The following is a 19,270-nucleotide window of genomic DNA, read 5'->3' on the forward strand; positions in this document are numbered from 1 at the left end:
ATAGGGGAGTTTGAAACCAGCGATACCGCATCCACCATACGCGTGTACCGCAACACAGGCACCAACAGTAAGCCACGGTTCACTGATCAGTTCACGTATGCCAAAGACACAAAAGGCACCAATATAGCCGTACCACAGTGGTGCTGCATTGGTATTACGCCACAGTTTATTGACCTGGATAACGATGGGTTTAAAGATATGATCACCGGCCAATACCACCCTGGAGAGGTTACCTGGTTCCGCGGCAGTAAACAAGGCTTTTTGCCCGGTGTACAGCTGGAGCAGGCCGGGAAACCTAAAACCCTCAATGGCGATTTTAATTACTGGAATTACTCCTCCGCCAGCTTTGGCGATATGGATGGCGATGGCCTGCCGGACCTGGTAACAGGCGGCAGCAGCCTGCGTGTAAGCAAAAACATTGGCACCCGCCAGCATCCCAAATTCGGCTACCGGTACTGGTTGCTGGATATTTACGGTGATCCGCTGGATGTTGCGCAGTACACCAAAACAGACAGCGCAACCATCATGAAATACGGTAAAAGAGAGCCTGGCGGCGATGGCAAGCTAAGCCCTTTTATAACAGACTGGGATCATGATGGTGTACTGGATCTGCTGGTAACCAGCAGCTACCGGTATACGAATTTGCCGGCCGTTACTTTTTTTCGCGGCGTAAAGGTGCAGGGCAATCTACGCTTTGAGCGCGGTGTGCCGCTGTTTAAAGCAAAAGACGGGTCTAAAGCATTTCCTGGCAGCGGCCCCCGCGTAACAGTGGGCGACTGGAATAATGACAGCATAGATGATCTCATTATAGGCGCCAGCGTGCCCACGCTCAACAACGGCATTTTTAACGACCATCTTGCCTGGACGTATGAAGATATTACCGGTATAGAAGCCGCCGGTAAAGACCCCGGCCGTGCGCCCGAGAAGGACCGCAAACGTATACTGGAGCAGATAGCAAAAGACACTATGCTGCGGAACCACTACCTGGGTAAAGAAGGCAAACCGGAGTACCTGACCTTACGCCACCGCGGTTATGTATATGTGTTCCCGGGGCAAAAAAATCCTGAAAAAGCCAAACCGGCAGATACCGCCGAAGTAGTGCATGAGCAGCGCAAAATGCTGCATATTGTGAAAGATGATAACCCGGTAGTACAATATACGGTAAGCGCCCCCGCGGAAGTAAGGTTTTCCGAGCTGTTTGAGGTAACCGTTCATTTTAATATTGCAGAAGGGTGGCATATTTATGCACCCACCTCTATCGATAACGGGCAGGGTATGATAGTTACCAGTGTTGCTTTTGAGCTGCCCCGTTTATGGAACACCATGGGGCCAATGGAATGGCCGGCATCTTCCGCTATGGGACTAACGGAAGTGTATAGGGGAAATGATGTGGTGATTAAGCAAAGAGTGCTGGCGCCTATTTTTATGAAGAAAGGCGTGTACACCATAAAATGTAAGGTAGCTTTTCAAACCTGCAATGAGGACAGGTGCCTGCCGCCGCAGGAAGATACCGTTGAGCTGAACATTGCAGCAAGACTGAACTAAGAGGCCATTTCATTAAACGCCAGCTATTCCAATTGTTTGCATAGCGCCGGAAGATGGCGGCAACGGCTTCGGGCATCGCAGAAGCAAGGCAGGCTCCATCAGGGATCCGGACAAAAAAGGGCTGCTCCCAACCGGGAGCAGCCTCTTTGCATGGTTTCTCAAAAAAGATCAATGGGTGATGAGTATCTGGCTCACTTGTGATTTTTCGCGTGTTTGTACCCGCAGGAAGTAAATGCCGTTGGGAAGTTTGCTCACATTTAGCTCCTGGTAGTTGCGGCCTTTCAGCAGCGTCATACGGCCCTGGTAGCGGATGCGCCCGAAAAGGTCTATCAGTTGCAGCTGTGCAGGGCCGCTGTCTTTATCCATATCCAGCCACACCTGCAGCTTGTTGCCCAATACGCACCAGATAAAGCGCCATATAACATCCCGTATCTGTATGTTCACAGATTTTACGGCGCTGTATGTATAGCTGCCATCCAGCGTTACCAGCTTTAAGCGGTAATAGTTCCGGCCCAGCCAGGGGCTGTTATCATAGGTTTGATAATAGTTGGGCAGCGTGGTGGTGCCGTGCGCAGGCAGTGTGTCAATCGCATTCCATCCGCGCTGGTCTTTGGAGCGCTCAACAACAAAGCGGGCGGTATTGGTTTCCGCGGCAGTATGCCAGTTCAGTCGTACACGGCCGGTGTCTACTACGGCGGTAAAAGCCGGTATGTTGTTCTGGTGTGCCAGCGCATGCAGGTTATACCGCGTTATAACGGGGTAGTGATCAGTAGTAGTGCTGCTATAGCTGCTGATGATCTGGGCCGCCTGGGTAAATATCCGGGCAGAGCCGGGCAGGTAAGCCTGCGCCATTTCATTAGAGGCAATTACGTTGTCGATCACCGTGTTAAAGGAAACAGTGGATTGCTGCCCCGCGAGGCTTAGCGGCAGCGTAACCGGGTCATAGTTAGTAGTATCTGATACAAAGTTGATGTACGATGTAGTGGTATCTGGCGCCAGCTCTGCAGTAATGGTTTTATTCAACGCATCGTTAAAATCGCCCAGCATTAATACATTGCTGTACGGGTATTGCGTGTCCAGCGTGTCTTTCAGCTCAATGTTGCCATGCAGGCGGCGGTAGTAGGCTTCAATTTTTTCTGATGCGCTGCCGGTATTGGCTTTGGCGTGCAGCAGCACAAAATTAATATGGGCGCTGTCGCCGTTCAGGTTAGCCACCGCTTCCATGAGGTACGGGAAGCGGCCGGACGACCAGTTGAAATAAGCGCTGTCGCTGCCACCCTGGCGTAATACACCATAGGTGCGCAGGCTGCGGATCACGGATGTTTTATATACAAAGGCCAGCTTTTGAGCGCTTACATAATCGGGGTCGTTCACATTGTCGGCATAGGAGCCAAAGTCGGAAAGCACGTAGCTGTAACCAGGCAGCTGGCTTACCACCTGTTTAAAGCGGGCAGTGTCCACCACTTCTGCCAGCGCAAACACGTCGGCGTTCAGCTTTTGCAGGATGGTGGTTACATTGGCCTGCTGCAGGCTGTCGTTGGCCGGGTTTTGCGCCGGGCTGCCAAACCATTCAATATTCCAGTTCACCACTTTCAGGGAACGGAGGGAGGTACCGGTAAGCTGTATGCGGCTGGTGCTAAAGCCGGGCGTGCTAAAGGTAAGCGTGCCGCTGTAGTCCTCATCAGCAGCATTGGGATTGAATTTTACCCAAACTGTTTGCGGGCCGGCGTTAATGCTGGCCGCATCGTAGGTAAGATTGGGACCATAAGCGCCGGCGCTGTCCCTGCTCAGGCTGAAAGCTGCGGGTGCAAACACCACCAGGGTATCATTTATATTATTGGCCCAGAATGTAATTTTTTGCGGGGCAGATGACTGGCCGGCCTGCACATAGTCAAAGTCCAGCGCATCGGGGCTGGTGGTAAGGCTGGGTGAGGGCGCCACTGTGCTGTTGTACAGGCTAACATCATCCAGGGTCCAGCGGGCAGCGTTCAGGCTGGGGGATGAGGTGTACACAAAAGCAATGTGCACACTGTCCTGCTTAAAGCCTGCCAGGTTTATGCTGTCAGAGGTCTGCCAGGCATCGGAGCCTTGTGCGGGAAACTGTCCGTTCAGTAAGGTCCAGGTGGCGGTATGCGGATCACTGTGCCCGTCGTAGTTGGTGCTTACCATCAGCTGCAGGGCAGGGCCTGAAAAAGCAGTACGGCTGGCAAAACGCAGCAGCGGATAGGTAAAGCTGCCCAGGTCAAAAGCAGGGGATATAAGCCAGTCCTCATTTTCTACCGGGCCGCCGCTAAACCCGTTAATCTGTACGCCGTTGCTGTTGTTTTGACCAAAAGTGGTGCAGCCCCAGGTTTGCGCGCCGGTTACGCTGTATTGCGTAAAGCCGCCGGAAAGCAGGCTGCTGCCGCTGGGCGTGCAGTCGTTAAAGTCAAAGCTCAGTACCTGCTGGCCGGTGGTAAAGCGCCAGGTGCTGCTGTCGGCAATACCGGCAAAGGCATTGCCGGAAAGGTCCGTAACCGCGGCGCTGTCCAGCGTAATGTAGTAGGAGCTGAGCGGTTGCAGTATGGTAAGCTGCAGTGTAAGGGTGTTATTGGAAATAAGCACCAGCGAGCTGTTAACGTCAAATTGCTGCGCGGTGCCGGCGCTTACATTATGCAAAACCAGGTAGCCGGCTGCGGGTTTTATATTTTCCGTAAAGGTGATCTGCGGATGCACGTTTGGAGCAGCAGCGGTATCGCCATTCAGCGGGCGCAGGGCGCTAATGGCAGGTGCAGTGCTGTCGCCACCGGTGCCGCCTGCCTGTATATTATCCACCGCAAAGCTGGGACGGGAGCCGGCTCCGCTGATTTGCCGGTTTACCCACCGCAGCTGCACCAGTGACTGGTTATCGCAGGCCGGCGGCAGCACAATGGCTATATTCACCGGGTTTTGCGGGGTAGTTACGCCGGAGGTGGTTTGGGTAGTAGTATCGTTTTGGTACAGTGTGCCAGGTACGTTGGTAAAGCCGCCGCTGTTGCCGATGCGGTACTGCAGCGTTACTTCGTTTATGCGGGTATTGCTGCCGCCGTTATAAGGGTTGCGCAGCGTCATTATATCGTACTGAAAGGCAATGTTCTGCTGGCCGCTGGTGTTAAGGGCCAGCACCAGGCTGTTATCAACAGATCCGCTGTTCAGGAATCCCAGCTTGCCGTTGTAGTTGTAAACGCCATTGGTGGTAGAGGAGGCGGTGCCGGTCATCAGCGCTTTATCGCCGGCCGGCTCACCGGTATTAAAGCTGCCCGACGGGGAGCCGCTCAGCGCCCATCCCTGCCAGCCCGCAGGGTAAGTGGTGGCGCCGGGCGCCAGGGCGTCAAAATTTTGCTGGTAAGGCAGCGCCTGGGGAGCCGGCTGGGTTTGCGCCCGGGTCGCGGAGCCTGCAGAAAAGGTAATAAAAAGGAATGCGAGTAAAGTTTTGTGCATACGCAATGCAGGTTTTCAGGTGAAGTATTAGGGTATCTTGTACTATTATTTCGGGCTTGTCAGGGATTAAACAGGTGCATGCAAAATACAATACTTTGTGCACTTTACAGGGCCGGGTGTATGATATATTTGTTAAGTCCCGCACTCCGTCAACTTGTCAGCCTGACAGCCGCTGGCATGGCCTTTGGGAAAAATTCAAAAAAATCTGAATTCCCATGCAGAAAGGTGCTATACGTGTACAAACAGAAAACATTTTCCCCATTATCAAAAAATTCCTGTACTCCGATCATGAGATCTTTATCCGCGAGCTGGTGAGCAATGCTGTGGATGCCACGCAAAAGCTCAAAACCCTGGCCAGCGTGGGAGAGTTTAAAGGAGAGCTGGGAACCCTTGAAATTACTGTTAAGCTGAACAAAGAGAACAAAACCCTTACTATTTCCGATCGCGGCATTGGTATGACCGCTGAGGAGGTGGATAAGTATATTAACCAGGTAGCATTTTCCGGTGCGGAAGAGTTCCTGAAAAAATATAAAGGGCAGAATGAGGGCACCAATATCATCGGCCATTTTGGCCTGGGCTTTTATTCCTCCTTTATGGTGAGCGACCAGGTAGAAATTATTACCCGCTCCTGGAAGCCCGATGCCGCCGCTGTCCGCTGGGAGTGCGACGGTAGCCCGGAATACCAGCTTGACACTGTTGAGAAGGAAGACCGCGGTACTGATATTGTGCTGCACATTAACGAAGAAAGCGCCGAATTCCTGGAAGAAGGCCGCATCCGCAGCATCCTCGAAAAATTCTGTAAGTTCCTGCCCATTCCTATTAAGTTTGAAGACAAACAGATCAACAATCCCACCCCTGCATGGACACGCAAGCCTTCTGAGCTGACCACGCAGGACTACCAGGATTTTTATAAAGAGTTATATCCTTTTTCAGAAGCGCCCCTGTTTTGGATTCACCTGAACGTGGACTATCCGTTCAACCTCACCGGCATCCTGTACTTCCCTAAAATATCCAAGAGCTACGAGATACAGAAAGATAAGATCAACCTGTACTCCAACCAGGTATATGTTACAGATGAGGTGAAAGACATTGTGCCGGAATTCCTGATGCTGCTGCATGGCGTTATTGACAGCCCGGACATTCCGCTGAACGTAAGCCGCAGCTACCTCCAGGGCGATCCGAACGTGAAAAAGATCAATGCCCACATCACCAAAAAAGTAGCCGATAAGCTGGATGAAATGTTCCGCACGGACCGCAAAGGTTTTGAAGAAAAATGGGAATCCATTGGCCTGTTTGTGAAATACGGGATGATGACCGACGATAAGTTCCTGGAAAAAGCCAACAAGTTCCACATTATGGAAGATGTGGATGGCGGCAGGTTTTATACGCTGGATGAATACCGCCAGGAAGCACAGGCCCTGCAAAACAATAAAGACAACAAGCTGGTGATCCTGTACGCCACCAATCCTGTGCAGCAGGATAGCTATATACAGGCGGCCAAAGCCAAAGGTTACAAGGTGGTGAAGCTGGAAACTATTGTGGACGCGGCTTTCATTAACAACATGGAAATGAAGTGGGAGAACGTGCAGTTTACCCGGGTAGATGCGGATATTGCCGATAACCTGGTAGACAAGGATGAAAAGAACGAGCATGTACTTACCCAGGAGCAGGAAACCCGCCTGAAAGAAATATTTACCCTGCAGGTGCCGCAGCAGAATATTAAGGTAGAGCTGAAAGGCCTTAGCGCAGAAGCGCAGCCGGTGATTGTCACCCGCCCTGAGTTTATGCGCCGCATGAAAGACATGGCGGCTGTTGGCGGTGGCGGTATGAACTGGTATGCCAATATGCCGGACGAGATCAGCATGACGGTAAACGCCAACCATCCCATTTACCAGCAGGTGCTGGATGAAAAAGATGAAGACAAGCAGCAAAAGCTGGTACGCAACCTGGCCGATCTGGCGCTGCTTTCCCAGAATCTGCTTACCGGCGCTGACCTCACTGCCTTTGTAAACCGCAGTGTAGAGCTGCTGGGAGGCGAAAAGAAAAGCAAAATTATTTTACAATAAATTCCAGGTTCAGTCGTTTTCAGGGGCATAGGTTTAAAACGCAGATAACATATTTTATCACGGTAGAAACCAGACACAGCAGGATGAAAGGTCCGGCAGTGCTGGTTTTTTTACTAACACCACAACCTAATTGGGGAAATTTTATGAGAGCTTTATTGAAAAACCTAAGCCATGTCCTGGTTATTGCCGCGCTTGCTGCAACATCCTGCTCAAAAGAAGAAGACGCGAGCATTGAACCATTCAACAAAGGCAGCGAAACCGCTGTAACATCATCGTCAACCTGGGAGTTTTACTGGGCGCAAACGCCGGTAAACAGCCTGATTAGTAAAACACTGCCTGCCAATGTGGGTAACGTTTCCAAAAACTACGTGTTGTATGTTCCATCTACATACAACGACAATTACAACAAATGGCCGCTGGTAATTTTCCTGCACGGCATCGGGGAAATGGGGACAGACCTGAACAAAGTAAAAAACGTGGGTTTATGCAGAGTGGTAAAAGGTAAGCAATTTGTAATGGTTGCGCCGCAGTGCCTGAGCGGATGGTGGAACACCAGTGCACTAAATGAATTTCTGAAGCAGATCATCCCTAAATTCCATGTAGATCCTAAAAGGATTTATTTAACAGGGTTGAGCATGGGCGGTTACGGTACCTGGGACTGGGCCGAAAACTACGCATCTCAGTTTGCTGCAATAGTGCCTATTAGCGGTGGCGGTGATGTGAATAAGGCCTGCAACCTGAAAACAATGCCTATATGGGCATTCCACAATGCCGATGATCCTACCGTAAGCGTTAACAACTCACGCGATATGGTAAAAGCTGTAAAAGCCTGCGGCAGCACCAAAATCAGGTACACAGAGAATGCAACAGGCGGGCATGATGCCTGGACTAAAGCCTATGCGGATCCGAACCTGTATACCTGGCTGCTGGCCCAGCACAAATAACAATTAAACGGCGGCAGGCTATTGGCCACCGGCAAGCAATTACTGAGAGAGTCACAACTGTTACTGCGTTTTAAACTTCCGGATGCTTGCGGTTAATTGCCTGCCGCCTTTCTTATATCAATTACTTTCAGCTGTAGCATTGTTTTCCCGTTCCATTCATTTTCATCAATGGTAAATACCATATCAAACGGCTGCCGGTTGCTGAGCAGTTCAAACTTTTCGGCCATAAAAAAACCAATGCCGGAAAACGTGGCGCCGTAACCATCCTGTTTAATGGAAAACTTAATGTGCTCTTCTTTCACAATCCTGGAAAACCCCGAGTCAACTACATTCCTGACCAGGAATACCGGCCGCAGGTTATCCGGCCCAAGAGGCTCAAACTGGTGCAGTATCTTGTAAAAACGGTTGTCAATATGGTGGAGCTGAATTTCAGTGTCTACTACAATCTCGGGGATCAGTAATTCAGGATCAATGGTAGTAGACACTACTTCCTCAAACTTTTGGCGGAAGGCTTCTACATTCTCCGGCTTCAGGGTAAGGCCTGCCGCATAAAAATGCCCACCATAATTCTCCAGCAGGTCTTTACACTGGTGAATGGCTTCGTACACGTTAAAGCCTATTACAGAACGGGCGGAGCCGGCCACCTGGCCGTTACTTTGGGTAAGAATAATGGTTGGCCGGTAAAAGTATTTATCTATGAGCCGCGATGCCACAATGCCTACCACGCCTTTATGCCAGTCGGCCTTAAACAGCACGGTGCTTTTGCGCGTAATAAGGGTAGCATCGTTCTGGATAAGGGCTACGGCTTCCTTGGTAATATTGTTGTCAACTTCTTTACGGTCTGAATTGTCTGCATGCAGGAGGGAAGCAATTTCCATGGCCTTGCCAAAATCATTCTCCACAAACAGGTTTACGGCTTTGCGTGCATCATCCATACGGCCGGCTGCATTTACGCGGGGCGCTATTACAAATACCAGGTTGGAAATGGTGAGTGTTTCTTTCAGCTCACTTAAGGTAATAAGCGCTTTAATGCCCGGCAGCGGATCGTTATTCACCTTTACCAGGCCATGAAAGGCCAGTATGCGGTTTTCGCCGGTCATGGGTACAATATCTGCGGCAATGCTGGTAGCCACCAGGTCCAGGTAGCGCCATACTTTTTGTTCCGGCACGCCCAGTTTTTGCGCAAGGGCAGTAATCAGCTTAAAGCCAATGCCACAGCCGCTCAGCTCTTTGTAGGGATAAGTGCAGTCGTACTGTTTGGGATTAAGGATGGCTACCGCAGGGGGCAGTTCGGCGTCGGGCAGGTGGTGGTCGCAGATAATAAAATCAATGCCAGCAGCTTTGGCGGCTGTGATGTGCGCGATGGATTTAATGCCGCAGTCCAGCGCTATGACCAGTGTAAAATCGTTTTCAATGGCATAGCTGACACCAGCGGTGGATATGCCATATCCTTCACGGTAGCGGTGGGGAATATAAAACTCAATATTAGGATAGAGCCTTTGCAGAAAATCATATACGGTAGCAACTGCAGTGGTGCCATCTACGTCATAATCGCCATACACCAGTATTTTTTCCTTGCTGTAAAAGGCCTGTTCAATACGGGTAACAGCTTTATCCATGTCCTTCATGCTCCATGGATCGTGCAAATCGGCCATGGTAGGGCGAAAGAACTGCCGTGCAGCTTCATAGGTATGAATGCCGCGCTGTACCAGCAGCCTGCATAACAGGGGATGTATACGCAGCGCCTGTTGCAGTAACGCCTCTTCTTTTGGTTGATATGATCGAACGGTCCAGCGTTTTTGCATGCGTTAAGTTAAATGGATTCAGGCAGGTTTACGCAAACCTGGGATCGTAAATCTAGTTCATTAATAGTTTAAAACGTTCTGTCGGTAGTAAAACGTACCAATTGCTCCAGTCCTCTCCGGATCTCGTTTTCCGGGAAGCCGTTCAGGATAGCCAATGCTTCATCCCGGTACTGGAACATTTTTTCCTGTGCATAGGTAATACCGCCGGAAGCTTTTACCATCTCTATCACAGCGGCCACTTTTTCTTTATCTGTATTATAGTTTTTTACTATGTTTATAATGCGCCGGCGTACGTCTGGTGTGGCGTGCTGCAGGGTGTAGATGAGGGGCAGGGTTAACTTTTTTTCCCTTATATCTATACCGGTAGGCTTGCCTATTTTATCGGCCCCGTAATCAAACAGGTCGTCTTTGATCTGGAATGCAACGCCTACTTTTTCGCCAAAAAGCCGCATCTGCGCGGTGGTTTCATCGTTGCCACTGGTGCTCCACGCACCGGCTGCGCAGGCAGCGCCCAGGAGCGACGCTGTTTTCCGGCGGATGATCTCGAAGTAAATATCCTCGCGTATATTGAGCTTACGGGTTTTTTCCATCTGCAGCAGTTCTCCTTCGCTCATTTCCTTTACCGCAGTGGTTAATATCTGTAAAGTTCTGAAATCATGATTGTCAAGCGACAGCAGTAATCCTTTGGACAGCAGGTAGTCGCCTACCAGTACGGCAATCTTGTTTTTCCACAGGGCATTAATCGAAAAAAAGCCCCTGCGCTCATTGGAGTCGTCCACCACATCGTCATGCACCAGGGTAGCGGTATGCAGCAGCTCTACCAGGGCAGCGGCGCGGTAAGTGCTTTCCTGTATATCAGGGCTGAAAAGGCGTGCAGAGAGTATAACGAACATGGGCCTGATCTGCTTCCCTTTCCGCTTTACTATATAGTGCATAATCCTGTCCAGCAGCGGCACATGACTTTTTACCGCGTCTGAAAATTTACTCTCAAAATCCTGTAATTCCTTGCCGATCAGGTGTTTAATATCATCCATGTATCAAAAAAAAGATTGCTAAGCCAGACCTAAAAATATCAAAGTTTTAACAATTTGGCCCCTTATTTGTAGATATGCGAATAACATTGCTTTAACATCGCCTTAATAATACAATAACAAATAAGCAATTTAAGGTATAACAATTGTTTTACCTAAGCTTTAATATTGAGCGAGTTATCAATGAAAATAATATTGTAAGAAAAATTTGTATATTCATTTTTGATTTTTACCTTTGCCTGGTAAAAAACGAGTTATTAGTAAAATCTTTAACAGTTTTTAAATAGAAAACAATTATGGCAAGCAAAAAGTACTTATTACTGGCAGGCGCTATGAGTTTACTAGCGGCGTCTACTGGTTTTGCGCAAGTTCAGCCAAACTACGATGCACTGGATTCCTCCAAGGTTCCTGCATCCAGAGCTGCACAGCAAAACAACTTCGTTAACCATCAGTATGACTACCCTGCTAAACCCCGTAGCATGTGGGAATTAGGTTTTCATGGTGGTTACCACTTCATCAGAGGTGATATGGATGCCCGTCCTGGTTTCGGTGGCGGTCTTTCACTGAGAAAAGCTTTAGGTCATACCTTCTCTGTAAGGGCTGAGTATACCGGTTCTTTCGATAAAGGTCTGGACTTTCAAAAGCGTCCTATAGCTGGTGGCGTTAATGGTCCCTGGGCCGCAACTAATGCTGCAAATGGCTATATAGTTCCCAACTACAAAACTGCTACTCACCAGGTATCCCTGGACATGATAGCCTCCCTGAGCAACATCCTGTTCTACAAATCTCAGCCTAAAGTTAACTGGTATGTATTTGGCGGTTACAGCCTGCTGCTGGTTGACGTAGACGTAGATGCGCTGGATGCTTCAGGCAATCCTTACAGCTATGCTGGTATTGACTTCAACGGTAAGCGTAAAGATATTAAGGACGCGCTGAAGAACCTGTATGACGGTGATTATGAGCAAAATGCTCCTTCCCAGGGCAACCGCGCTCAGATCGGCCGTAAAGACAACAACCAGATGTGGCGTCACGCTATTGACTTCGGTACTGGTATCGCTTTCAAAGTATCTAAGCGTTTCAACATCGGTGTAGAAGAAAAACTGACTATGCCGTTTGATGACTACTTAGACGGTTATAACTCAGGTGCTTATGACGCCAGCAAGGACTTCTTCTCCTATACCAGCGTTCGCCTGAACTTCAACCTGGGTAACCCCAACAAACGCGTAGAACCGCTTTGGTGGATCAACCCGCTGGATTATGCCTACAACGAGCTGAGCTCTCCCCGTCACATGAAGCTGCCTACTCCGGTATTACCGGATGCTGACGGCGACGGTGTAACTGACCAGTTCGACCGCGAGCCTAACACACCTGCAGGCGCTCCTGTAGATGTACACGGTGTATCTAAAGATACTGATGGTGACGGTGTTCCTGACTTCAAGGATAAACAACTGATCACTCCGACTTACTGCCAGCCGGTTGACGCTGATGGCGTTGGTAAGTGCCCGGATCCTGAATGCTGCAAGAACATGACTAAAGTTTCCTGCTCTGGCATCGTTCTGCCCAGCGTATCTTTCAAAGGCAGCTCTACCAAGATTTCTTCTGACAACGAAGCAATCCTGTCCAGCGTAGCTAATACCCTGAGAACTGCTCCTGAATGTAACGTACTGGTTACCGGCCACGCTGGTGCCAAAGGCAAGAAAGGTGGTGTTGACCTGAGCAGCCGTCGTGTTGACGCTGTGATCGACTACCTGGCTGACAAACAAGGTATTGATCGTGGTCGCTTCATCAAACAAAACACTCCTGGTGAATCCAGCACTGTAGATTTAGCTCCTGCTAACTAATACGGTGGTGCATCACACGTAGATGATATTGTAAAGAGTCCCCCGTTGCGGTGTATACCGTAGCGGGGGACTTGTATTTTAGGCATGCCTGCAGGTATAAGGCGCTGGCCGCCAGGGGAACAACTGGCAGGCCGGCAATACCGGGAGGCTTCCTGGAGGTAAACCCAGTAGCGCATACCCGCCTGGCTAACAGCCGGTGAACGTGGTATTATTGACGAGAGGTAGTAGCTATTATAAAATATTGCTGTAATTTTGAAGGCTTTTTTTAATTAATTTTTCTGTCGTGAAAGTTGACATTCATAAGGTTAGTCTTGCCGGATTTGTAGTTGCATTAGGCATTATATATGGCGACATCGGGACCTCTCCCTTATACGTGTTCAAAGCCATTATGGGCACTAACCCTATCAGCGATCTACTGGTAATTGGCGGTATTTCCTGTATAATATGGACATTAACCCTTCAAACCACCATCAAATACGTAATATTAACCCTGCAGGCCGATAACAAGGGCGAAGGCGGCATTTTCTCGCTCTATGCCCTGGTAAGGCGGCACGCCAGGTGGGCCGTTATTTTCGGGATGATAGGCGGTGCAGCGCTGCTGGCCGACGGCATTATTACCCCTCCCATTACCGTTACCTCTGCCATTGAAGGCCTCCGTACCCTGGAGGTGTTCAAAGACCTAAGCCAGTTGACCATTGTAAAGATTGTACTCACTATTATAGCAGGGCTGTTCTTCATGCAGCAATTCGGTACCGTATCTATCGGTAAAATGTTCGGGCCTATTATGATGGTGTGGTTTGCCATGCTGGGCATATTGGGGTGCGTACACATAGCAGATGACCTGACTATACTAAAGGCATTCAGCCCGCACTACGCCATTGAGCTGTTAACAACTTACCCTAAAGGATTTTTAATACTGGGCGCTGTGTTCCTCTGTACTACGGGGGCAGAGGCCTTATACTCCGACCTGGGCCACTGCGGCCGGGGCAACATCCGTATTTCCTGGATATATGTTAAGACCTGCCTGATCCTCAACTACCTGGGCCAGGGCGCCTGGCTGCTTACGCAGCGCGGACAAATACTGCCTAAAGACCAGAACCCTTTCTTTACGATTATGCCGGAGTGGTTTGTAATATTTGGGGTGCTCATAGCTACCATGGCATCCATTATTGCCAGCCAGGCGCTTATTTCGGGCTCTTTTACACTGATCTCGGAGGCCATGCGGCTGAACCTGTGGCCCAAGCTGAAAATAAATTACCCGACAGAAATGCGCGGACAGCTGTTCATACCTGGCATTAATGTAATGCTGTTTGTTGGCTGCACCGCTATTGTGCTTATTTTCCAGGAGTCCGGCGCCATGGAGGCCGCCTATGGTTTATCTATTACCATTTGTATGCTCATGACATCCTGCCTGTTTGCCTTTTACCTGTACACGCGACGGGTTCGGGTGAGCTGGGTGTTGCTATACCTGGTTATTTACCTGACCATAGAGTTTTCCTTCCTGTTTGCTAATCTGGTGAAGTTCATGCACGGCGGTTATGTAACAGTAGTAGTGGCTGGTGGTTTATTTGCAGTAATGATCGTATGGTTTAAGTCCAGGAAGATCAAGAACCGCTATGTGGAGTTTGTTCGGCTGGAAGATTACCTGCCTATTTTACAGGAGCTGAGCAACGATACTTCCATACCTAAATATGCCACGCACCTGGTATACATGAGCAGTGCGGATAACCCAAAGGAAATTGAGCATAAGATCATTTACTCCATCCTCAATAAAAAGCCCAAACGGGCGGATATTTACTGGTTTGTGCATGTAGATGTGGTGGATGAACCTTACCTGAGCGAATATTCCGTACAAACCATTATTCCCAATGAGGTGATACGGGTAGAGTTTCGCCTGGGCTTTAAGGTGGAGCAGCGCATTAACCTCATGTTCCGTATGGTGGTGGAAGATATGGTGCGTAACAAAGAAGTGAACATTACGAGCCGCTATGAGTCGCTGAGTAAAAACAATGTGGTGGGCGATTTCCAGTTTATTGTAATGGAAAAGTTCCTTTCGCACGATAACGACCTGCCGCTGTATGAAAGACTGGTAATGCGCATGTACTTTTTCCTGAAGAAGATTAGTCTTTCCGAAGAGCGCGGCTTTGGCCTTGACAGCAGCTACGTAACCATTGAGAAATACCCACTGGTGGTAGCGCCTATCACTAACCTGCAGCTAAAACGTATTATACCTTCTTAGAAACTAAAGTAAAGGCTGGTCATCGCGACCAGCCTTTATACTTTATGATCGTACTGCTGTTTGGTAATGTTTGTTTTTAAATTGCTCCAGAAATTCAGTAGTTTTAACATAACCATATTGATCGGACATAACTACCGCTGTAACCCTTTTCTCATAGCCAGTTTAATAAACATTTGCCAGGATGAATACCGCCTTGTGCCGGTGTGTTGTTTGCTCCCGTGTGTGTGATAAGCATAGGTTTACTGAAACAAGTATATTATAATTTCAGCTGTTACGGTATTATTGATTTCACTTTATACGAAAAACCTCATTCCTCATGAAAAAAATTCTACTGTTGTTAACTTTTGCTGCCTGTCATTTTTTTGCACAGGGCCAGTCTGTCAGCTTTTACCTTCCCAATCCTAACAGTATGCCACGGAATAATGAGCTGTGGCAGGATACAGGTATTACAGTTAATGTATCGGTAAATGCACCGGCGCCGGTAACCATGGCCACCGCTGCTGCAGCCGGCCGGCAGATTAATTTAACAGCTACTGGTTCCGGTGTGTACAACGGCCGTTTATCCTTACAGGGTATAGCCGGCGATACGCTTACCCTGGTGATTGCTGCAAAGGATGCAAACAATAATACAGGCGATACCAGCATCCGGTTTATTTACCGTCCGCCGAACGATCCCAGTATGACGCTTACCATAGACAGCCTGGCCGATTCTTCTGTTGCGCGGCCCATGTACCCGCTGCATGCCCGTTGTACTACAGCCGGCGGACATTGTACTATTACCGCCTATGATGCCGATGTAATAAATTTTCCCCCTGTTTTAGCTACCGGCATAGATAGCCTGCCACAAATAGACCTCACCTGGTACAACGGCCGCAAAAAGCGGCTAAAGCTGGTAGCCACCGATAGTGTTGGCAGAACAACAGAGAAAACTGTTACGGTATTTGTAGAAAGCAGTCCTTTGCTCACAAAATACCTGCAGGTAAGCGGGTATATACTGGACTATAACTACCATAAGGCGCTGTATATCGACCGGACAACACGGCATCCTATGTTATTGGATGTGGTTACCGGTCAGCGAGACACCTTGTCTAATGCAGTGCTAAGTACAACCCTTATACAAAAAGGATTTGTAACGCAGCAGGGCGCCATATGGATGGAGAACGGCGCGGTACGTGAATGGCGGAACGGGCAGATCGTGTTCACAACCGGCGGCGCTTTTGATGTATCTGCCAACTACCTGGCCTGGATAGGCAACGGACAGCTGGGACTGCGCAACCTGGCTACCGGCGATACTACTTATGCAGATATATCGCCCGATACCATTGGTTATTTCAGCCAGCGCATGGATGTAGCGGATAACGGCACCGTGGCATTTGATGTACAAACTTACCGCGACTTCTATAATATATTTAAATACCAGAACGGGCAGTTCTACAGGCTTACTGACGGTTATGCTTTTGATGATCCGCTGACGGACGGAAAGAGCGTGATCTATAAAGAAGCCAATGGCCTGTACCTGCATAATGGACAAAGCACCATAACACTGGGATCTGTAGGAAACAACGAAGCCCCAGCCGGCGCAGGATGGGATTACCAGATGAACAGTAATTATTCCGCCTTTATACGCGAAGGGCAGGTGAACCTGCGGGACACTACTGGCGCCATACGGCAGGTAGGCCAGTTCTCGTATGATCCCGCCAACCTGAATGGCCGCCCGCGGCTGGACCTGTTGAACAAACAGGGGAATATGATGATAACCGTGGTAGACAGCGGCCGTTTTTACCTGAACAGCGCAGGGCTGCGCCACCAGGTTACCACAATACCGGATGTAACCGGGGCTTACGGCGAAAGGGTAAGTCGCTCTTTTTATGATAACGGGCAATGGTATGTGCAGATAGGTAATACTATGTTTAAGGTGAGTGTCGATAGCTTCCCCGCCGGTCATGTAAACAGTTTTGAGAAGCAGGTGAAACCCAGCAGCAGCCTTGCTTTTAAGCCGGAGGATTTTATCTCCCACTATTCCGGGCCTGGATCGCTGGTTTACATCAAGTTCCCGGTTATTCCACAACACGGCAAACTAATGTTCGGCAACCAGCCGATAAATATTTATTATACTATTCCTAAGGACAGCATCAGTAAGCTGGTGTATACGCCGGACAGCGCCTATACAGGCACTGATACACTGCGTTGGCTGGCCTATAATGGGGTAGCGCTTTCGGCAGATACCGCCAATGTATTCCTGCATGTAACAGACAGCAGCATAACTGTGCCCGTTCCGCAGCCTGCCATCAGCGGGTTGGCCAGCACTTATTGTGGCGCTGCAGGCGCCCGGCAGGTAAAGATCATTAATATGCCTGCGCCTGCTTCCGGCATCAGCACAAGCGTGCTGCTGGATAGTGTTATTCAGTTGCCGGTAACAGACAGCATCTTTACCATTGTACCGGATTCGCTTAACGCAGGCAGCCACACCATTACTGTTGTATTTGCGTATGATACTATTCAGCAGCAGCTTACCCGTTCATTTGACATTACAGCGCCGGTAACACCGGATGTAAATGTAACCGTAAATGTAAACCCCATTGTAAGCGACACTGTACCGGTAATAATAACGGCCATTAATGCAGGCGGCGGCGGTAAGCAGCCATTGTACACCTTTGCATGGGATGCCGGGTTTAATGACCAGATACAGCTGGAAAGCAGCAATGATAAAGCTACGGTATCGCCGGCCGAGTTTAAGCTGGGCGATAACCGGGTGTATGTACGTATGCGCAGCAGCGATAATTGCACAACTACATCAACAGCAATAGACAGCATTAAGATTAACAAAACCAATATAACCGCAATTGTAGATGTAAATGCGCCGGGTCATACGATACATATTTACCCGAATCCTTTCCGTGGTCAGCTGACATTGAGAGGCTTTCAACCCCTGGGCGCTTACATTATCTCACTGTATGATGCACAGGGCCGGCTGCTTTATCAGCGGCGGATTGTGAACAATACACAGGTACAGCTGCAGGTACCGGTAACCAGCGGCAATATTTATTTGCTGAATGTTTATGATGAGCAGCATAAGAAAGTGCTGGGCACAGAAAAGCTGCTGGGATATTAATTTATTGTGTGTTAGCAGGAGAGGGGCAATTGCTGCTCCTCTCCTGTATTATAAGCAATGTATGCGTAATGTGTCGATACCAGCGGTATTGAAAAAGCGTAGTAATTTATCCATGGTGTGTGTACTGATGCCGCATGCCGGGATTTTTGAAAGGCACATCTCACTTCCTTTTGGAACGCATAGCCTTTACATGCTGCAGCGTTTTGTCTTTTGCCAGCTTTTTATATTCATCAGAGTCCACACCGTATAATGCTATTTTACCTGCTTCATTGGCGTGTACCCCCCAGCCATACCGTTTGGTAAGGGGAGAGGCGCGCAGGCAGGGCTGGCCTTTTGAAAAGAATTTCTCTCTTTCTGCTTTCAGATCACCTTTACTAATGTTGTTTTTAACTGCAAATACATGGAACAGCACATCATCGGAAGTGTATTTATAAGGATGGTCGATCACCATTTCAAATTGCAGGTTGGCAGCAGTTTTATTGCCGCCTTTTAGCGGTGGCACTTCTGGTATGCTGGTATGCGAATCTTCTGCAATCTCTATGAAGGTATTGAAGTAGTTGGTAGTATGCATACTTAATCGCAGCTGTTAACGATGATCAAATATTGCCCTGCTTCAGCAAGCTTGCAACAGGTTTAAAAAGCGGTTCCGGTAAATTATCTAACGCTTCCCAACGCCATTCCGCGCATTTATCTTTTTCCCGTATTTCAGGCGTACCGTGTACCCAGCCGGCGCTGTAGAACAAGGTAAGATAGTCAGTGTTTTTCTCTTCAAAGTGGTCGTAGGTAAATGATACAGGCTGCAGGTTATCGATTTCCAGGCCGGTTTCTTCCAACACCTCTCTTTTTGCAGTTATTTCAGGTCGCTCATTTTCCTCAAGATGCCCGCCCGGAAATGACCAGGTGCCGGCGCCATGGCTGCCTATTCTTTTCCCGATCAGTACCTTGCCGGATTTTTTGATAATAACGCCTATACCTATTTTGAATTGCATGATTAGCTAATTGATTTTGGATAATAAAACTAATAAATTATCTGGTACTGGGAAGGGGATTTATGGGGTTAAGTGATGGATTGGGTTGGATTAATGTAATTAATACTTTTGACTATTAATTTGCCTAAATTGTAATTTGCTTTCAAATTATCTGTATCTTCAATCATCCACAACAATGCCCATGACCAAAGGGCGTGGTTTACAGTTGTGATTTGCTTTCAATTTAATCTGTATCTTCG

At 48.7% G+C, this 19,270-nt stretch carries 11 protein-coding genes; 6 read left to right on the forward strand and 5 right to left on the reverse strand.

Going from position 1 to position 19,270, the window contains the following annotated elements; genetic code table 11:
• Window positions 1-1,545: FG-GAP-like repeat-containing protein (locus VFS25_RS13965; protein ID WP_326462772.1), on the forward strand; the 1,545-nt coding region annotated here is incomplete at its 5' end.
• Window positions 1,546-1,713: 168 nt separating this feature from the next.
• On the opposite strand, the gene VFS25_RS13970 is transcribed toward VFS25_RS13965, so the two are convergent.
• Window positions 1,714-5,004, reverse strand: a complete 3,291-nt coding sequence (locus VFS25_RS13970) for an Ig-like domain-containing protein (RefSeq protein ID WP_326462773.1) — start codon at window positions 5,002-5,004, stop codon at window positions 1,714-1,716.
• Window positions 5,005-5,219: 215 nt separating this feature from the next.
• Between VFS25_RS13970 and htpG the strand changes: the two genes are divergently transcribed.
• Complete coding sequence (gene htpG, locus VFS25_RS13975) at window positions 5,220-7,070, forward strand: molecular chaperone HtpG (protein ID WP_326462774.1); 1,851 nt, start codon at window positions 5,220-5,222, stop codon at window positions 7,068-7,070.
• A 143-nt stretch (window positions 7,071-7,213) separates the two neighbouring features.
• Window positions 7,214-8,014: a hypothetical protein gene (locus tag VFS25_RS13980; protein ID WP_326462775.1), complete on the forward strand. Its 801-nt coding sequence runs from the start codon at window positions 7,214-7,216 to the stop codon at window positions 8,012-8,014.
• A 92-nt stretch (window positions 8,015-8,106) separates the two neighbouring features.
• Here VFS25_RS13980 and recJ read toward each other — a convergent pair whose 3' ends face one another.
• On the reverse strand, window positions 8,107-9,819 hold the full coding sequence (gene recJ / locus VFS25_RS13985; RefSeq protein WP_326462776.1) for a single-stranded-DNA-specific exonuclease RecJ: 1,713 nt from the start codon (window positions 9,817-9,819) through the stop codon (window positions 8,107-8,109).
• 68 nt (window positions 9,820-9,887) lie between these two features.
• The gene (locus VFS25_RS13990; RefSeq protein WP_326462777.1) at window positions 9,888-10,853 is read right to left on the reverse strand and encodes a polyprenyl synthetase family protein; all 966 of its coding nucleotides are present in this window, start codon (window positions 10,851-10,853) and stop codon (window positions 9,888-9,890) included.
• 293 nt (window positions 10,854-11,146) lie between these two features.
• Between VFS25_RS13990 and VFS25_RS13995 the strand changes: the two genes are divergently transcribed.
• From VFS25_RS13995 to VFS25_RS14005, 3 genes are all read left to right on the forward strand, one after another.
• Window positions 11,147-12,691 (forward strand): OmpA family protein, encoded by a 1,545-nt coding sequence (locus tag VFS25_RS13995; protein ID WP_326462778.1) that lies wholly within the window; start codon window positions 11,147-11,149, stop codon window positions 12,689-12,691.
• Between the two features lie 283 nt (window positions 12,692-12,974).
• On the forward strand, window positions 12,975-14,930 hold the full coding sequence (locus VFS25_RS14000) for a KUP/HAK/KT family potassium transporter (protein ID WP_326462779.1): 1,956 nt from the start codon (window positions 12,975-12,977) through the stop codon (window positions 14,928-14,930).
• A 316-nt stretch (window positions 14,931-15,246) separates the two neighbouring features.
• Window positions 15,247-18,042, forward strand: coding sequence for a T9SS type A sorting domain-containing protein (locus tag VFS25_RS14005; protein ID WP_326462780.1), 2,796 nt, complete (start codon window positions 15,247-15,249; stop codon window positions 18,040-18,042).
• A gap of 160 nt (window positions 18,043-18,202) precedes the next feature.
• Here VFS25_RS14005 and VFS25_RS14010 read toward each other — a convergent pair whose 3' ends face one another.
• Entirely contained in the window at window positions 18,203-18,613 is a 411-nt protein-coding gene (locus VFS25_RS14010; RefSeq protein WP_326462781.1) for a DUF6157 family protein, read from the reverse strand.
• A gap of 25 nt (window positions 18,614-18,638) precedes the next feature.
• Window positions 18,639-19,031, reverse strand: a complete 393-nt coding sequence (locus VFS25_RS14015) for a nucleotide triphosphate diphosphatase NUDT15 (protein ID WP_326462782.1) — start codon at window positions 19,029-19,031, stop codon at window positions 18,639-18,641.
• Between the last annotated feature and the right edge of the window lie 239 nt (window positions 19,032-19,270).

This window comes from Chitinophaga sp. (genome assembly GCF_035761305.1).
GTDB lineage: Bacteria > Bacteroidota > Bacteroidia > Chitinophagales > Chitinophagaceae > Chitinophaga.